Genomic DNA, 17,263 nt, shown 5'->3' with positions numbered 1-17,263 from the left:
GGGGAATAAAATCGGGGGCGATATCGAAGTATCAATGAAGCGTCTGCCTTTATCCTGCTGCTTTTACTCTTTTGGTTAATTTTTTTAACTAAGTTATTAATCAATTTCACTTAATGCAAACTTACCATTGCAGTGAAAATCCTTTTTTGGAAAAAAAGATTGCAGCGGAAAGCGGGAAAAAGCTCCTAAAAAAGAACCGCTTCATCAGAACGATAAAGCGGTTTATATTTCATTAAAATATTTCCTTAAACAAATGGCATTTTCACCACTTTTGCAGGAATATTTTTATTTCTTACCTGAATAAAGATTTCAGAACCAAGCTTGAAATGAGGCTTATCAACATAAGCGATTCCCAAACCGATTTTTTTCATTGGAGACTGAGTTCCCGAAGTTACCTTTCCGATCACGTTTCCTTCTGCGTCAACAACAGGGTAGTCGTGTCTTGGAACGCCTTTGTCGGTCAATTCAAAACCAACTAATTTTCTCGTAACACCCTCTTCTTTTTGTTTTGCAAAAATGTCTTTAGACACAAAATCTTTATCAAACTTCGTAATCCAGCCTAATCCGGCTTCGATCGGTGAAGTGGTATCGTCGATATCCATTCCGTAAAGACAGAACCCTTTTTCCAGTCTCAAAGTGTCTCTTGCAGCCAATCCGCAAGGAATAATTCCTTCTTCTGCTCCTGCTTCAATGATGGCATCCCAAAGTTTTTCAGCAGAATCATTCTTGAAATAAATCTCAAAACCACCGCTTCCTGTATATCCTGTATTTGAGATAATTACATCGCTAACTCCTGCAACAGAACCTACCGTGAAATGATAATAAGGAATTTCAGAAAGATTTGTTTCTGTTAGTTTCTGAAGAATTTCAGTTGCTTTCGGTCCCTGAACTGCCAATAAAGACATTTCATCTGAAGCATTGGTCATTTTTGCCCCGAAAGTGTTGTATTTTGAAATATGATTCCAGTCTTTATCGATATTTGAAGCATTTACCACCACAAAATATTTTTCGTCGTCCATTTTGTAAACGATCAAATCATCCACAATTCCTCCGTTTTCGTTCGGAAGACAAGAATATTGTGCTTTTCCGTTTTCTAAAACATCTACATTGTTCGTCGTTACAAACTGCAAAAGATCTTTTGCACCTGCTCCTTCAATGAAAAACTGTCCCATGTGAGAAACATCAAATAAACCTGCTTTTTCTCTTACTGCAAAGTGTTCTTCCGTAACTCCGGAATATTGTACAGGCATATCAAATCCTGCAAAAGGTACTATTTTCGCTCCCAAAGAAACGTGTTTGTCGTACAATGCTGTTTTTTTCATTTTTAAATTTTATTTCTATTTTTTTATTTTAAAACTGTCAAAAGTTTCATTAAAAACTTTCATGTAATTACCATTCCAGTGTTTTTCCTGGCAATTGATGCTTATGATGAACATGTCTTTGTTTTTCTGATACAACTTAGTGATCCAGAAAAGCTTTTCTTTCTCATCAAAATATTCGTACAGATATTCGGAATACCCTTTTTTGCTGCCTGTATTTTTCACTTTTTTTTCTTCATCTGAAGAATTGTATAAGGCTAAAATAAATTTCTTCACTTCAGATTTTGGCAATTCCAAATCATGATATTCCGAAATGGTAATCGCGCCAATCTGGTTGGTCGGGAAAATATTCACGATGCCGTCATCATTAGTTGCTTTCCAGGTATCGGGCATTACAATTGAATAATTTTCACTGTCATAAAGCTCAGTTCCCAACTGTTGCGAAAAAAGAAAGCTTGTCGCAAAAATAAAAGCGGCGAATAAAATTTTTTTCATCTGTGTCATCAAAGATTGTGTTTATATTCTTCTAAAATAATTTTGAACCATTCGGTAAACTCTTCAGGATTTTTTGCCATTTCTGTTTCTAGATCTCCCAAGGAAATAAAGCGTATTTCTTCTACTTCATCCACGTTGAGATTAAAATCCGAATTATAAATTCCTGTAAATACATGGTCGAGCTCATGCTCCCAAAGACCGCCACCAACATCTGCTTTGTAGATAAAATAAAATTTTTCTGAAAGCTCGGCTTCAATTCCTAATTCTTCGTTCAGTCTTCTTTTGGCTCCTTCGAGATAGGTTTCTCCGTTTCTTGGGTGTGAACATACGGCATTGGTCCATTTTCCGGGAGAATGATATTTTTTTTTGGCACGTTTTTGCAAAAGCATTTCTCCTTTTTCATTAAATATAAAAACCGAGAAAGCACGGTGCAGCAAACCATTGATGTGAGCCTGCTGTTTTTCCATCAGACCTAAAACCTGATCTTCGGGATTTACTAAAACTACCAATTCTTCCATTCCGACAAATTTAAGTTTAATAAATGTATTTCGGAAATTTTTGGTAAAACATCATGATTAAAAGTAAAACTAAGTCTGTTGTCTGCTTAAAGCATTACCGACTATGATAAAAACCACTGATAAAACAATAAAAAAGATCAGAATATAAAGCGAATTAATAAAAACCTGTGAATAGCCAAACTTGACAACATCCACAAAAGGATAAGGATAGAAACCGGCAAAGCTCCCACGGGTAAGAATAAAAACCAGATAAAGTAATGGATAAATTGTCCATTTAGGAATCAGTTTGTAAGATAAATCCTTCTTGTTTGCAATAAAAATCCAGTATAGTAAAGCAAGAAACGGGATGATCGAATGCAAAAGTTCATCAACTATTTTCTGCATTCCTACAGGATTCCATGCAGATCGTAAAATCAATTGATAAATAAGGCCAACAACCAAAATATAAACCGTTATTGCAGTGATAATCCCTGAATTCTCTATTTTTTCAGAATTTCTGAATAATTGCAACGTAAAATGATACGCAACTATAATATTGGTAAGAATGGTAAAATAACTGAAAAATCTGATGGTCATTTCTGGTAAGGCCAGTTCAGAATTATTACGCATGAGAATATATTGCATAATAATCGCAAACCATCCCAGAATAACAAAAATTAAAGAAAAAAATCTTTTCATAATCTTTCTTTTAAGTCACATTTAAATATAATTAAAAATTGACTATTTGCCTTCAAAAAAAAATAATCAAACTGATAATTTGAATTGTTGAGCTAACTTTATGTTAATTTATTTTTAATTATTGAGGAATTGATAATGAAATTTGATTGTTTTAAAAAGAAAAATTTTAATCAAATAGATGGGATTTCCAAATTAAATGTTAAAAATTTTCTCTTATTCGTAATGTTTTAGATTGTTTTTTTAGATAAGTTAAAATTAATGCTCCTATATGAATCATATTGTGTAACTTTGCGCTTTAAAATTTTTGAACGATGGAACTAGATTATATTGAGCATATCAGTCCGATTCTAAAAGACGGAATTAAAAATTATCTGATCGATATCGACGGAACAATTACAGAAGACGTTCCAAACGAAGAGCCGGAAAGAATGGTAACCTGTGAACCATTTCCAGATGCACTGGAAACGATCAACAAGTGGTATGATGAAGGTCACCAGATTTGTTTCTTTACTTCCAGAACAGAAAATTTAAAGCAAATTACAATCGACTGGCTAGACAAACACGGATTCAAATATCACAGTGTATTATGCGGAAAACCAAGAGGCGGAAACTATCACTGGATCGACAATCATCTGGTAAGAGCAACGCGATACAAAGGTAAATTTACCGACCTTATCGAAAAACAGGTAACCATCGAAGTTTTTAAAGAAGATTAAATCATAGAAAAGGTTTAAAAATTAAACAGAGAAAAGCATAAGCGCAAAATCTTTTAGTTTTTAAATCTTTTTGCATTTTAAATATAGTATTAAGCAATTATGAAAGTTTTAGCAAACGACGGTTTAGACCAGTCAGGAATCGATGCATTAACGGAGAAAGGATTTGAAGTGATTACCACCAAAGTTCCGCAGGAATTTTTATTAGATTACATCAACGAAAACAAGATCAAAACGCTTTTGGTAAGAAGTGCTACACAGGTAAGAAAAGATATTATAGATAATTGTCCGTCACTGGAAATCATCGGAAGAGGTGGAGTAGGAATGGATAATATCGATGTAGATTATGCTAGGGAAAAAGGAATTCATGTGATCAATACACCGGCTGCTTCATCTGAATCTGTAGCTGAACTTGTATTTGCCCATTTGTTTTCAGGGGCGAGATTTTTACAGGACTCCAACAGAAAAATGCCTTTGGTAGGCGATACCGAGTTTGCTTCACTTAAAAAAGCATATGCTGCAGGAATCGAACTGAAAGGTAAAACCATTGGTATTATCGGGATGGGAAGAATCGGACAGGAAGTTGCGAAAATTGCTTTAGGATTAGGAATGCGAGTTATTGCTGCAGATAACATGATTGGAAAAGCAAGCATCAAAGTAACATTCTACAACAATCAGTTTATCAATGTTGATATTGAAACTGAACCTTTGCATGATGTTTTAAAGCACGCAGATTTCATCACCCTTCACGTTCCGGCTCAGAAAGACGGATACATGATCGGAAAAGCGGAATTTGATATGATGAAAAACGGGGTAGCTGTTGTCAACTGTTCAAGAGGCGGTGTGATTGATGAAACGGCTTTACTTGAAGCTTTAAATTCAGGAAAAGTGAGATTTGCAGGGCTTGATGTCTTCATTAATGAACCAACACCTTCAAAAGAAGTGATTACCCATTCAAAAATTTCGGTTACTCCGCATACAGGAGCTTCAACCTTGGAAGCACAGGATAGAATCGGGCTTTCTTTAGCAGATCAGATTTCAAGTATTTTGCAGATTCAGTAATTTGCCAGATATTAAAATAAAAAAACGCCGCAAATTTCTGCGGCGTTTCTGTTATATATTGTTTTTTGTTTTCAATAAATCTCTGATCTCCATTAATAATTTTTGGTCTTCAGTTGGTCCTGCAGGCGCAGCCGGAGCTTCTTCTTTCTTCTTGCCAAGGCTGTTGATCCCTTTAATCATCATAAACAAAACGAACGCAACAATCAGAAAGCTGATTACGGAAGATAAGAAATTCCCATACTTTACACCGTCCCACGAAAGTTCTGCAATGTTTTTTACATTGGCTTTCTCTAAAGCAGGATTCAAAATCAGTGGGGTGATGATGTCATCCACGAGAGATTTTACAATCGCACTGAATGCTGCACCAATAATCACACCGACAGCAAGGTCAACAACGTTACCTTTAAACGCAAATTCTTTAAATTCTTTAGCAAATCCCATAATTTATATTTTTAATTGTTTTACACAAAAGTATTATTTAATAATAGTAATCTTAAAAGTTTTTCATCATTTTTTTGATTTAAATTATAATTAGTTTTAAATAATTATGGTTAAATTTAATAAAAATCGCAATCAATGAAAATATTTACAGCAGAAAATATCAGAAAAGCAGATGATTATACCATTCAGAATGAGCCCATTTCTTCCGTACAGCTAATGGAAAGAGCGGCTTTAAGTTGTGCTGATTGGATTTCGGTAAATTGTAAGCAACATACAAAATTTGTAGTTTTCTGCGGTAATGGGAACAATGGCGGTGATGGTTTTGCAGTTGCAAGAATGCTCTATCTGAAAGGGTTTGACGTGGATGTTTTTATCAATAAAGATAAAGTAAGTTTTTCTGACGATGCTTTGATTAATTATAAACGGTTAAAAGATATTTCGGGAATTTCTGTCAAAGATTTCAGTGAAATCGAAAAATATAATTTTGAAAAAGCTGTTATTATTGATGCTCTTTTCGGTACAGGTTTATCCGGAAACTTACAAGGTATTTATAAAGATTTGACCGAAAATTTAAGCCTAAAAAACAATCCTAAAATTTCAATTGATATTCCTTCAGGAATGTTTGCCGATCAGCTTAATGAAAAGAATGATGTGATCTTTAAAGCAGATTATACATTGACGTTTCAATTCTGGAAAAAAACATTTCTTCATCCCGAAACCGGAAAATTTGCAGGGAAAGTTTTTGTTTTAGATATAAAACTGAGTTGCGAATTTATTGATAAGACAGAGTCAGATGATTTTGTAATCGATGATAATTTAATTTTAAAAATTTTTAAGCCTCGCGAAGATTTCACTCACAAAGGAACTTACGGCAAATCAATCATTGTTGGCGGAAGTTATGGGAAAATCGGAGCAGCAGTTCTTGCTACCAAATCCGCTTTGAAAACAGGATCAGGATTAACATTTGTTCTGGCTCCTTATTGTGGTTATGAAATTCTTCAGACCAGCTCTCCCGAAGCGATGTTTATTGCAGGTGGTGAGAAAAATATTACTCAAATAGATGAACAGGAAAATGCAGTGTACGGAATTGGTCCGGGATTGGGAACTGAGAAAGAAACAGAAAAAACTTTATTGAAATTTTTAGAAAATCATAAATCTCCTTTAATTTTAGACGCAGATGCGCTTAATATGATTTCTAAAAATGAAAATCATTTGAAATTAATTCCAAAAAAATCTATTATCACACCGCATCCAAAAGAATTTGAAAGGCTCTTCGGAAAAACAGAAAATTCATTTAAAAGATTAAAGGTAGCTAAAACCAAAGCAAAACAGTTCGGATTTTATATTGTTTTAAAAGATCATCACACGCAGGTTGTAAATCCTGAAGGAAAGGTTTTTTATAATATTACAGGTAATTCTGGTTTGGCAAAAGGCGGAAGCGGCGATATTCTGACGGGAATAATTACTTCACTTTTAGCTCAGAAATATTCTTCCGAAGATGCAGCAATTTTGGGAGTCTGGCTTCACGGGAAAGCGGCTGATTTGGCTGCTGAAAAACATTCAAAAGAAGCGATGCAACCGACAGATGTTATTGATGAAATCGGAAATGTCTTTCTTGATTTAAACCAAAAAGCCACAACATTGTTGTGACTTTAAGTATTTTTAAACAGTGATAATTCTAATTGCTAAAAGCCAAAAGCTAATAACATTTATTCAGGTTTTCCGTTTTCAGCTTCCGTAATTTTAAACTTTTTAGAGTAGATCATGATGACAACTCCTGCAATCATAAACGGAATTGAAAGGATTTGACCGGTGTTTAATCCTGCAAAAGAAATAAACTCGTCACCTTGAGGCTCTTTCAGGAATTCTACAAAGAATCGGATTGCCCAAAGAATAATGAAGAACAAACCAAACAGCCAGCCTTGCTGATATTTTTTGTTGGTTTTTCTGTATAAAATCCAAAGTAAAACGAATAGTAAAACATATCCTACAGCTTCGAACAATTGAGAAGGAAAACGAGGAATCGTTACTCCGTATTCTCTGCTTTGTTGTGGGAAAAGTAAGGCAAACGGAGAGTTCGGATCTGCCGGTTTACCGATAATTTCAGAATTAAAAAAGTTACCCATTCTTACAAAAGCACCTCCTAAAGCAACCACAATTCCTAATCTGTCATACACCCAGAACGGATTTTTCTTGATGATTTTGAATGAATAATAAAGCGTTGTGAAAATCAAAGCGATCGTAGCTCCATGACTTGCCAATCCGGAAAATCCTGTGAATTTCAAACCATTTTTCGTACTTATCGGTAAGAAAACGCTCCAGAAATCTTCCTTGAATAATTCAGGCTGATAAAAAATAACGTGTCCCATTCTTGCTCCCAGAATTGTTCCAATCAAAGTCCATGTAAAAAGTGGTTCAAGATATTTTTGGTTGACATTATCAATTTTGAATATTTTGGTCATCAAAACATAACCGAAACCAAATGCGAAAATAAACATCAGACTGTAAAAATGCAGCGTTATCGGTCCCAATTGAATTCCCGAAGTAGGATCCCAGATTTTAAAAGGAGTTTCCAAAGATATTGTGTCTCCGGAAGCGATTGGCTTTTCGGTTTTTAAAGCATATTTCAGCGTTTCGATTTTATCTTCAGGAATATTTGTAACATCTACCGGTTTAAAATCTTTATCAAAAAACTTGTAAGCAGCATTTTTATAGCTGTTGATAAGAATTGAATTGGTGTGGAATTGATCGGCTTCTACATTAGATTTATTAAATATAATCAGCGTGTTTCCTGTTGTATTTACGGAGGCGAATTTATTTAAATAGCTAAATTCTGTACTTGCATAAATTTTTACAGGAAATTCAGAAGAATTGATTTTTAATGTTCCGTCAGATAAACTGTCTTGGTAACTCTGTGCAAAAAAACATTGGGTAACCAAAGCAAATAACACAAGATACATTCGGAAGAAAATATTGCTCATTTCTATATTTTTAATTTGAATATTTTAATTTTTCGGGGGAACGGGATCATAACCGCTTCCGCCCCAAGGATGACATTTTGAAATTCTTTTTATACCCAGCCAAAAACCTTTGAAAATACCGTGAACCTGCAACGATTCTACCATATAATGTGAACACGTTGGTTCGTAACGGCAGTTTTTGGGAAGTAATGGCGAGATAAACCACTGGTAAAATCTGATAAGAATTACCAACGGTGATGTAATAACTTTATTGAAGGTGAGTTTCAAAACAATGCAAAAATAGAGTAAAAAAATGAAAATTAGTTTAAATTTGTTAGAAGTTTCAAACGGTAAACATATCATTTGTCTGATCAATCAGAAGGTTTTTCAATCTCGGTTCTTTATTAATGATCCTGTTTTTGTCTTAAAGTTTGTAACTTATATTTAAACCTTAAATTAGAAAATCTTGAATCATAATATTCCATTAGCAGAACGATTAAGACCTAAAACATTAGACGATGTTTTGGGACAGGAACATCTTACCGGAGAAAAAGGTACGATCAGAAAAATGCTGGAGAATGATACGCTGAACTCTCTCATTCTTTGGGGACCTCCCGGAACCGGGAAAACAACGCTGGCTGAAATTATTTCGGAAAAATCGGGAAGAAAGTTTTTTAAGCTTTCTGCAGTTTCTTCGGGCGTGAAAGATGTACGCGATGTCATTGAAGACGCCAAAAAACAAAATCTTTTTTCAGGAAAATCGCCGATTCTTTTTATTGATGAAATTCACCGTTTTAACAAATCTCAACAGGATTCTTTGCTTCATGCAGTAGAAAAAGGTTGGGTGGTTCTCATCGGTGCAACAACCGAAAATCCTAGTTTTGAAGTAGTTTCGGCATTGCTTTCAAGAAGTCAGGTTTACATTTTGAAAGCTTTAAGCTATGAAAAACTGGAAGAACTGATTGATATTGCCTCTGAAAGATTTAATAAAGATGAAAACACAGATTTCATTATTAAAGAAAAGCAAGCATTTATACAATATTCGGGTGGTGATGGCAGAAAGCTGATCAATTCTGTAGAATTGGTTCTTAATCAGTTTAAAAATTCTTCAACCATAGAAATTACCAATGATGATGTGATGTCGGTTTTACAGGAAACGATGGCACTTTATGATAAAAATGGAGAACAGCATTACGATATTATTTCGGCTTTCATCAAATCGATGCGTGGAAGTGATCCGAATGGTGCGGTATATTGGTTGGCAAGAATGATTGCCGGTGGAGAAGATATTAAATTTATTGCGAGAAGAATGCTTATTCTGGCTTCTGAAGATATTGGTTTGGCAAATCCGAATGCTCTGGTCATTGCGAATAATTGTTTCCAGGCAATTAACGTAATCGGGAATCCTGAAGCGAGAATTTTACTGAGTGAAACAGCAATTTATCTTGCGGTTTCCCCAAAAAGTAACTCGGCGTATGCTGCAATTAATGAAGCTTTGGCCTTTGTGAAGAAAACCGGAAATCTTCCTGTTCCGCTTAATCTAAGAAACGCACCGACAAAACTGATGAAAGATTTAGATTATGGGAAAGAATATAAATATGCCCATTCCTATGAAGGAAATTTCGTAGATCAGGATTTTCTGCCGGAAGAAATTAAAGATATTAAATTTTATGAGCCGGGCAATAATGCAACTGAAAAGAAAATCTACGATGAGCTTAAGAAGAAATGGAGCGACAAATATTAAATAAAAACGGATGTCTCAAAGGCATCCGTTTTTTATAATAAATTATTTTAATCACTATTTTCTTGTACTCGTAATAAACAAAGTTTTTACGCCATTATAGTCTTTTACTTCTAGATTTTGCGCAATTTCTGAAAAGACTCTCATATTGGTGTCTTTAAATTCATACCCTTCAATAAATACCGGAGTGTCTTTTGGAAGATTGCTTTGCTGATTAAATGAAGCTAAGCTGATATTATCGAATGGACTAACGTTGTTTTTGAATTTCACTTCAGTAAGTCCCTGGTCAGCTAGAAAACTGAATTTTTTTAGCTTTTGAGGCAGACTGGCTGCAGTTTTATAAACTTGTGTACTTTGAACAAAGTCTTTTTGGCTTTCAAACATTGCAACCGTTCCTATCATATCTCCCGATACTGCAAATTTTACATTAGGGTTTTTCTGTGCAAATAGAGTAGCAGAAGCAAAAATAAATAAAGAATATAAAATTTTTTTCATAATTAATAATATGAGCGTTAAAAACGTGATAAATGTACTTATATTTTATGAATTGTCAATGAATTTTTTAAATAATTTGTAAAATATTGATGAATAATAGTCTTTCGTTGATTTTATTAGACCCATCAATGAGATTTTAGCATTTCTATTAATAAAATTTACTTGAATAATTCATCATAAGTTTAAAAAATTAAAGAACTTCTTCCTTCCAGTTTTCTTCAATGAGCTTCATTAAAAAGTCCGGGCATTTCATCACTTTGTTGGTTTTTGCGTTTAAAAAGAAAAGAGTAGTGGAAGCTTCAGTAATTTTAATTCCTTCTTCGTTGTAAATTTCATATTCAAATTCAATTCTCACTCCCGGAATTTTTCTCATAAATGTGTGAATTTCTAATTTCTGATCGTATAGTGCTGGTTTTAAATACTTAATTTTATAATCAGAAACAGGTAACCAGATTCCGTTATTTTCGATCTCATCGTAAGAGATCCCGATGCTGCGAAAAAGTTCCACGCGCCCGAGTTCGAAATACGTTGCGTAATTTCCGTAATAAACATATTTCATAGGGTCTGTTTCTGCGTAACGTACTCGTAATGAGTGTTTTGAGTGTATCATTTTAAGCTTTAAATTATACATACAAATATATTTTTAAATAATCAATATGCGAAATATTTTTTTTTGAAAATAAAAAATGAGACCTTTGTCTTCCTCCTAAAAACGACTAACCAAAGAATTAATCAGGGCATAAAAATGAACGAAAATTTAATGATGATATGGCAGAAATGCCTTCAGTTTATGCGAGATAATCTCAACGCGGCTGAAGATAATTCTGATCTTAAAAAACTTGAAAAATCTTTTGATTTACTATTCGACAAAGTACAACCGATTTCGTTGGTTGAAAATAATCTTACGTTGATGGTACCGAGCGATTTTTACAAAGAATATATTGAAGATAACTATCTGTCATTGCTTTCTGCTGCCCTGAAGAAAAACATTGGTAAAGGCGTTAAACTTTGGTATTCGGTCATGGAAAACAAGCCGAGCGGTTTAGAAAAACCGGTTACCATGAATATGAAAGGGAAATCTGTTCCCACACCAAAAGTTCAGGAGACCATGCCTCAAGGTTTTTCAGGTAATATTGTTAATCCTTTCGTGGTTCCGGGAATCAAAAAAGTAAATATCGATTCGAATCTGAAAGCTGATTTTTCTTTTGACAATTATGTAGAAGGAGAAAGCAATAAATTCGCATCAACTGTTGCTAAATCGATAGCAAAAAGACCGGGAGCAACTGCTTTTAACCCATTATTTTTATATGGAGGTTATGGTGTTGGTAAAACACACTTAGGTCAGGCGGTAGGTTTGGAAGTTAAAAACCAGTTTCCTGATAAAGTAGTTCTTTATTTGTCATCCGAAAAGTTTATTCAGCAGTTTATTTCAGCAGCGAAAGCTCATAAGCAGACAGAATTTGCCAATTTTTATCAGATGGTGGATGTTTTGATTATTGATGATATTCAGTTCCTTTCCGGTAAATCTGCAACGCAGGATAGCTTCTTCCATATTTTTGATTATCTCCACCAGAATGGAAAACAGATTATTCTTACCTCAGATAAAGCTCCTGTTGATATTATGGATATTCAGGACAGAATTGTTTCCCGTTTCAAATGGGGACTTTCTGCAGAGATCAAATCTCCGGATCTTGAAACCAGAAAAAAAATTATTGAAGACAAATTGAGCAGAGACGGTATCGTTCTTACCGATGATATGCTTGATTTTCTTGCTGCGGAAGCAAAAACCAACGTAAGAGAACTGATCGGTGTGATCAATTCGGTGATTGCTTATTCTACAATTTATAAATCAGACTTGAGCCTTGAGCTATTAAAAGAAACGATCAATAAGATTGCGGCAAATCAGAAAAAGATCATCAATATTCCATACATTCAGGAAATTGTTTGTGACTATTTCGGAATTAAAAGAGAGCAGCTTTTATCGAAAACGAGAAAAAGAGAAATCGCACTTCCGAGACAATTGGCAATGTATTTTGCAAAAGAATTTACCAATGCTACATTTACCAAAATTGGTGAAGAAATGGGTGGAAAAGACCACTCAACCGTAATGTATGCCTGCGAAACAATTAAAGATGTTTCTAAAATTGATAAAGAAGTAAAAAAATACGTAAAAGAACTTACTGAGAGAATCAAAAGCTAAGTTCTATATTAAAATATTTTAAGAAGGGGAATAAATCTATTCTCCTTTTTTTATTTAGTTTTGTTGCAGAATTTAATCTGAATTTTTTAAAATTGTATCAATGAAAATTTTAATGGTTTGCCTCGGAAATATCTGTAGAAGTCCGTTGGCAGAAGGAATTATGAAATCTAAGCTTCCTGAAAACTTTCAGGTGGATTCTGCGGGTACGATTAATATGCACGAAGGAAGCCGTCCCGATAAAAGATCAATAGAAGTAGCTTCAAAAAACGGGATTGATATTACTAAACAATCTTCAAGACCAATCAAGCCGTCAGATTTAGATGAGTATGATAAAATTTTCTGTATGGATAAAAATAATCTTCGTGATGTGCTTTCATTGGCGAAAACAGATCAGCAGAAAAGCAAAGTTTCTTTATTGATGCAGGATTTAAACTTAAAACATTTTCCACATGAAGTTCCGGATCCTTATTGGAGCGGTTCGGAAGGATTTGATCAGGTTTTCAGTCAGATTGATGAAGCTTGTGAAATTATTTCAAAAACCATATTAAAATCTCAAACTCAACCTAAATCTTAGTCTAAAATCATGCTTTTTTTACTTCCCGCATATCTTTCAGAAAATACTTCTATCAGTCATTTTGCTCCTGTAATCAAAGAATATATCATGCAGACTGACTACTTTTTTGTTGAAAACGAAAAAACAGCAAGAAAAGTGGTGAAATTTTTTGCACCTGAAAAAAAACAGTCAGATCTGAAGCTTTTTCTTTTAGATAAATATACCGAAAATGCAGATATTAAAGAAGCTCAGGAACTAATGATGAAAGGTCAGGATTTCGGATTACTTTCAGAAGCCGGACTTCCTTGTATTGCAGATCCGGGAAATCTGATGGTAAAATGGTGTCATGAGAAAAATATCAGAGTGATCCCGATTTCAGGACCGTCGTCTATTATTTTAGCTTTAATTTCGAGTGGTTTCAATGGGCAGGAGTTTACTTTTAATGGCTATCTTCCAATTGATAAAGGCGAAAAGAAAAAACAGATTTTATATCTTGAATCCATGGTTCAGAAAACCGGTTATTCCCAGATCTTTATGGAAACACCTTATCGAAATAATGTTCTTTTCGAGGATTTAATTAAATTTTTATCACCCAATACAAAACTTTGCATTGCGGCAAATATCAACGATCCGGAACACGAGTTTATCAAAACAAAAACAATAAAGGACTGGCAAAAGCAAAAGCCGGAACTGCATAAAATTCCGGCGGTATTTGTTTTAGGGAAGTAAGTTGTTATCAAAAAATAGCGACAAATAATTTTTTGGTAATTTGTCATTCCGTAGGAATCTCAATATAGGATTAGAAGCTTGAAACTTTGCTTAGATTCCTATGGAATGACAAAATGTGCAATTATTTTATGAAAATTTTCACATATCATTTATCACTATTTTCTATTTCTCCATTTTCTCCAAAGTAAAATAACAATCGGAATCAGCAAAAAGAAAGGCCAGAAAGAAATTATTCCAAGGAAAAAGGCGACAAAACTATTCCAACCCTCGGTGAAAGAATCCCCAAAGCGACTACCAAAACCAACTTTTGAAGTGGCAGAACTTCTTGCTTTTTCTTTATATAAAACCAGATTCAACGTGCTGTAGTTTACACGATCGTCAATAAAACGAAGTCTTCCTTCAGCGATATCTATTTCGTCTTCCAGCTCACGAATATTCTCCTGAATTTCCAGCATATCTTTCGTAGTTTTTGCACTTCGAAGCATATCACGATATTTTTCAAGATAGATTTTTTTGTTGTTTAATTTTATCGAAACGTCGGTATATTCTTCCGTCACATCATCCGAAGAAATATTTTTAGATAAAACCGAACCGATTCCATTGGAAAAAGAATTTACCAGAGCATCAAAATTCTTGTGCGGAACTCGAATCGTTAAAAACGATTTTTCATCTACATCAGTATTGGTAAAACGTTCTGTCTGGATATAAGCATTATTCTTTTTTACAATTTCACTGGTTTGATTCTGAGCTTTTTTAATATCTCCAACCTGAATTTCTATTTCACCGTTTTTAATAATTTTTTTTGCAATGACATTGTTTTTTGGTGCAGAAATATTAGGTTCTTCGTTTACTGATTTAGCAGAAATCATTGCACTTTTCGGAAGTTCTTCTTTAGGTGGAGGTGGAGTTTCAAATACAATAGAAGCATCAACTTTGTCGTCTTGTACTTCGAGAAGATTTGCCTGAACTTCATGAGAATTTTCAGATTTGTTACAATGAACGAAAGTTATGAGTGAAAGGGCAATAAAAATGTTTTTCATATATCAGTTTTTGGGAACTTCAGCAAAAACTATGCTTAAAATTCAGAATTACTTTTCTATTTTTATGGAATGAAAAAAAGTCTTTTAGCATTCACTTTATTACCATATTTCATTTTCGCTCAGGAAACCCCGAAACTGACAGATGAAATGGCGATCAAATTATCTGAAAAACCACTTCATTGCATCAATCAGGAATATCCGAATAAAACAGCGCATATTATTAACAATGCGAATGAAGTCCCTTTAACTCCAAAGGATCTGCATCCCAGTTTTTATGGTTGTTTCGATTGGCACAGCTCTGTTCACGGTCATTGGATGTTGGTTCGCTTATTAAAGACAAAACCAAACTTATCTGTTGCAAAAGACATCGAGAATATTCTTGACAATTCATTCAAAAAAGAAAATCTTCAGACTGAAGCCGATTATTTCACAAAATATCAGCTTACAACAACTTTTGAAAGAACTTACGGTTGGGCATGGCTATTAAAACTTGATGAAGAATTAACAAGCTGGAATCATCCTAAAGCTAAAATATGGCATCAGAATTTAAAACCGTTAACAGATAAAATTCTGAATTCATGGAAAGCGTATTTGCCAAAACAGACATATCCGAACAGAACGGGAGTTCATCCAAACACTGCCTTTGCCATGGCTTTTGCAATTGATTGGGCAAGAGCTAATAAAGATAGCGGCTTTGAAAATCAGTTAATTGAAAAAGCAAAATATTTTTATTTAAAAGATGAAAAAACACCGGCTTATCTTGAACCGGATGGTTCCGACTTCTTTTCTCCAAGTTTAGAAATTGCAGATTTAATGAGAAGGGTGCTTCCTCAAAAAGATTTTGTACAATGGCTGAATAAATTCTACGAAAAACGAAGTTTAGAGAATATCGAAAAAATTCCTGTTGTGAGTGATCTGAGTGATTACCAAACCGTACATCTCGTTGGCTTATCTTTTTCTAAAGCATGGTGTATGAAAGGAATTGCAAAATCTCTTCCGGACAATCACCCTTTAAGAAAGGATTTCCAAAAAACGGCAACCGTATTTTTGAATAATGGTCTTCCGTTGCTTTTTCAGGGGAATTACGGTGGTGATCACTGGTTGGCAAGTTTTGCAGTTTACGCTTTGGAGGATTAAAAGGCTGGAAGTTTGATGATGGATGAGGGAAGTTATTAAAAACTGAAAAAACTTTCAACATTTTGATTAGAATCAATATCTGATTCCAAGTTTTTTAAGAATAAAACTCAAAAGCCATATCGGACCAATTAAAAGAAACTGAAGATCTTTTAAGAAGGATGGTTTTTTGCCTTCAATTTTATGTCCTACAAATTGTAAAATCCATGTAATTACAAAAATGGCAAGATAGAAAATCCATGATTTTGTTCCGAATGTGACATTAGCCAACGAAACAAAATGCTCCATCAAAAGCATTATAAAAATCATGATGATCGCAATTCGCCAAGACAGTCGGAAATAAAAAATTGTAACTAATGTTAATGCAACAAAACTTGCCACACTTAGAAATCCGTAGTATTTCAGGTAAATATTTGGAGTCGGAATGTAAGAAATAAAACCTAAAATCGTCCAGAAAATCAGTGGTACGCAAATCCAGTGAATCAGTTTATTGGTTGCGTTTCTGTGGCTCTCGCCGTATTCTGCAAGTAACAAATCAATCTTTCTCATATCAAAATTTGGGAACACTAAAATAATAAAATTTTGCAACCGCTCAAGAGATTGCTTACATTTGTTTTATGTCTGTTTTAGAAAAATTCGGGGTTGAGATTTTTACGCAGGAAACCATTCATCATAGAATCTCGGCGGATAAACCCTTTCGTCCGGATAATCCTGCGTTTTTATTTATCAAAAGCGGAACGATAAAGCTACGCCAACATCTCAGCGACCTTGAACTGACAGCTAATACTTTCATCGTAACAGATCCGCAAACTGTGTATGAATTGATTTCTATCAGTGATGATTTTCAGTCGAGGATGGTTTCTTACAAGCGTGAATTTATTTCTGCTTTATCTTTGAAATTCAACAGGCTAATTACCTATCGTTATTTCCGTCAACAGATGAATGTGGGGGTTCCGTTTTCACAAGATGACTTGGATGTGGTTTGGAAGAGCGTCAATTTCTTAAAATATATTCTCGATTCTGAAACTGAAATGACTTACAAAAAGGAGATTGTAGAGTAGTCATGGTCGGAAGATTTTTCTTCCGACTTTTTTGTGTTTTAGTAAAACAAGAAATTGTTTTAATTAATTGATTATCAAATATTTATGTTGTTTTTTTAGTTTAAATTTTGTATCTTTATCACTG

General features: G+C 34.1%; 20 protein-coding genes. 9 read left to right on the top strand and 11 right to left on the bottom strand.

From position 1 onward, the window contains the following. Window positions 1-245: 245 nt before the first annotated feature. The 4 genes from gcvT to BA768_RS16365 form a co-directional block, all read right to left on the bottom strand. Window positions 246-1,322, bottom strand: a complete 1,077-nt coding sequence (gene gcvT / locus BA768_RS16380; protein WP_065721635.1) for a glycine cleavage system aminomethyltransferase GcvT — start codon at window positions 1,320-1,322, stop codon at window positions 246-248. Between the two features lie 15 nt (window positions 1,323-1,337). Beyond that, entirely contained in the window at window positions 1,338-1,814 is a 477-nt protein-coding gene (locus tag BA768_RS16375) for a hypothetical protein (protein WP_051882830.1), read from the bottom strand. Window positions 1,815-1,822: 8 nt separating this feature from the next. Further along, window positions 1,823-2,332, bottom strand: a complete 510-nt coding sequence (idi, locus tag BA768_RS16370; protein ID WP_065721634.1) for an isopentenyl-diphosphate Delta-isomerase — start codon at window positions 2,330-2,332, stop codon at window positions 1,823-1,825. A 69-nt stretch (window positions 2,333-2,401) separates the two neighbouring features. Next, window positions 2,402-3,010 carry a Pr6Pr family membrane protein gene (locus BA768_RS16365; RefSeq protein WP_065721633.1) on the bottom strand — a complete coding sequence of 203 codons (609 nt, stop codon included), beginning with the start codon at window positions 3,008-3,010 and terminating at the stop codon, window positions 2,402-2,404. Window positions 3,011-3,321: 311 nt separating this feature from the next. Between BA768_RS16365 and BA768_RS16360 the strand changes: the two genes are divergently transcribed. Together BA768_RS16360 and BA768_RS16355 are read left to right on the top strand one after the other, a co-directional pair. Then, complete coding sequence (locus BA768_RS16360; protein ID WP_034675556.1) at window positions 3,322-3,726, top strand: phosphoheptose isomerase; 405 nt, start codon at window positions 3,322-3,324, stop codon at window positions 3,724-3,726. Between the two features lie 99 nt (window positions 3,727-3,825). Then, complete coding sequence (locus BA768_RS16355; protein WP_081874539.1) at window positions 3,826-4,785, top strand: D-2-hydroxyacid dehydrogenase; 960 nt, start codon at window positions 3,826-3,828, stop codon at window positions 4,783-4,785. Between the two features lie 51 nt (window positions 4,786-4,836). On the opposite strand, the gene mscL is transcribed toward BA768_RS16355, so the two are convergent. Next, on the bottom strand, window positions 4,837-5,226 hold the full coding sequence (gene mscL / locus BA768_RS16350) for a large conductance mechanosensitive channel protein MscL (protein WP_034675561.1): 390 nt from the start codon (window positions 5,224-5,226) through the stop codon (window positions 4,837-4,839). A 135-nt stretch (window positions 5,227-5,361) separates the two neighbouring features. On the opposite strand from mscL, the gene BA768_RS16345 reads away from it, so the two are divergent. Beyond that, a complete protein-coding gene (locus tag BA768_RS16345; protein WP_065721632.1) occupies window positions 5,362-6,876 on the top strand; it encodes a bifunctional ADP-dependent NAD(P)H-hydrate dehydratase/NAD(P)H-hydrate epimerase in 1,515 nt (504 codons plus the stop codon). Window positions 6,877-6,935: 59 nt separating this feature from the next. On the opposite strand, the gene lgt is transcribed toward BA768_RS16345, so the two are convergent. Together lgt and yidD are read right to left on the bottom strand one after the other, a co-directional pair. After that, complete coding sequence (gene lgt, locus BA768_RS16340; protein WP_065721636.1) at window positions 6,936-7,802, bottom strand: prolipoprotein diacylglyceryl transferase; 867 nt, start codon at window positions 7,800-7,802, stop codon at window positions 6,936-6,938. A gap of 429 nt (window positions 7,803-8,231) precedes the next feature. Beyond that, complete coding sequence (yidD, locus tag BA768_RS16335; protein WP_065721631.1) at window positions 8,232-8,474, bottom strand: membrane protein insertion efficiency factor YidD; 243 nt, start codon at window positions 8,472-8,474, stop codon at window positions 8,232-8,234. A 178-nt stretch (window positions 8,475-8,652) separates the two neighbouring features. Between yidD and BA768_RS16330 the strand changes: the two genes are divergently transcribed. After that, the gene (locus BA768_RS16330; RefSeq protein ID WP_065721630.1) at window positions 8,653-9,930 is read left to right on the top strand and encodes a replication-associated recombination protein A; all 1,278 of its coding nucleotides are present in this window, start codon (window positions 8,653-8,655) and stop codon (window positions 9,928-9,930) included. A 54-nt stretch (window positions 9,931-9,984) separates the two neighbouring features. Here the strand turns inward: BA768_RS16330 and BA768_RS16325 are convergent, their stop codons facing one another. Continuing rightward, a complete protein-coding gene (locus BA768_RS16325; RefSeq protein WP_065721629.1) occupies window positions 9,985-10,422 on the bottom strand; it encodes a hypothetical protein in 438 nt (145 codons plus the stop codon). Window positions 10,423-10,612: 190 nt separating this feature from the next. Next, window positions 10,613-11,032, bottom strand: coding sequence for an acyl-CoA thioesterase (locus BA768_RS16320; protein ID WP_034675573.1), 420 nt, complete (start codon window positions 11,030-11,032; stop codon window positions 10,613-10,615). A 135-nt stretch (window positions 11,033-11,167) separates the two neighbouring features. Here BA768_RS16320 and dnaA point away from each other — a divergent pair, with 135 nt between their 5' ends. The 3 genes from dnaA (at window position 11,168) to BA768_RS16305 (ending at window position 13,904) form a co-directional block, all read left to right on the top strand. Beyond that, a complete protein-coding gene (gene dnaA / locus BA768_RS16315) occupies window positions 11,168-12,622 on the top strand; it encodes a chromosomal replication initiator protein DnaA (protein ID WP_034675574.1) in 1,455 nt (484 codons plus the stop codon). A gap of 100 nt (window positions 12,623-12,722) precedes the next feature. Further along, entirely contained in the window at window positions 12,723-13,196 is a 474-nt protein-coding gene (locus BA768_RS16310; protein WP_065721628.1) for a low molecular weight protein-tyrosine-phosphatase, read from the top strand. Between the two features lie 9 nt (window positions 13,197-13,205). Continuing rightward, window positions 13,206-13,904, top strand: a complete 699-nt coding sequence (locus BA768_RS16305; RefSeq protein ID WP_065721627.1) for an SAM-dependent methyltransferase — start codon at window positions 13,206-13,208, stop codon at window positions 13,902-13,904. Window positions 13,905-14,059: 155 nt separating this feature from the next. Here the strand turns inward: BA768_RS16305 and BA768_RS16300 are convergent, their stop codons facing one another. Next, entirely contained in the window at window positions 14,060-14,944 is an 885-nt protein-coding gene (locus BA768_RS16300; protein ID WP_065721626.1) for a DUF4349 domain-containing protein, read from the bottom strand. 69 nt (window positions 14,945-15,013) lie between these two features. Here BA768_RS16300 and BA768_RS16295 point away from each other — a divergent pair, with 69 nt between their 5' ends. Beyond that, window positions 15,014-16,081, top strand: coding sequence for a DUF2891 domain-containing protein (locus tag BA768_RS16295; protein ID WP_065721625.1), 1,068 nt, complete (start codon window positions 15,014-15,016; stop codon window positions 16,079-16,081). Between the two features lie 72 nt (window positions 16,082-16,153). On the opposite strand, the gene BA768_RS16290 is transcribed toward BA768_RS16295, so the two are convergent. Continuing rightward, window positions 16,154-16,627, bottom strand: coding sequence for a DUF962 domain-containing protein (locus tag BA768_RS16290; protein ID WP_065721624.1), 474 nt, complete (start codon window positions 16,625-16,627; stop codon window positions 16,154-16,156). Between the two features lie 68 nt (window positions 16,628-16,695). Here BA768_RS16290 and BA768_RS16285 point away from each other — a divergent pair, with 68 nt between their 5' ends. Beyond that, window positions 16,696-17,139 (top strand): hypothetical protein, encoded by a 444-nt coding sequence (locus tag BA768_RS16285; RefSeq protein WP_185114203.1) that lies wholly within the window; start codon window positions 16,696-16,698, stop codon window positions 17,137-17,139. Window positions 17,140-17,263 lie beyond the last annotated feature (124 nt).

The sequence above is a fragment of the Chryseobacterium sp. CBo1 genome (genome assembly GCF_001693475.1).
GTDB lineage: Bacteria > Bacteroidota > Bacteroidia > Flavobacteriales > Weeksellaceae > Chryseobacterium > Chryseobacterium formosense.
Note: the sequence above shows the minus strand (reverse complement) of the source record. Positions and strands in the feature narration are given on the sequence as shown.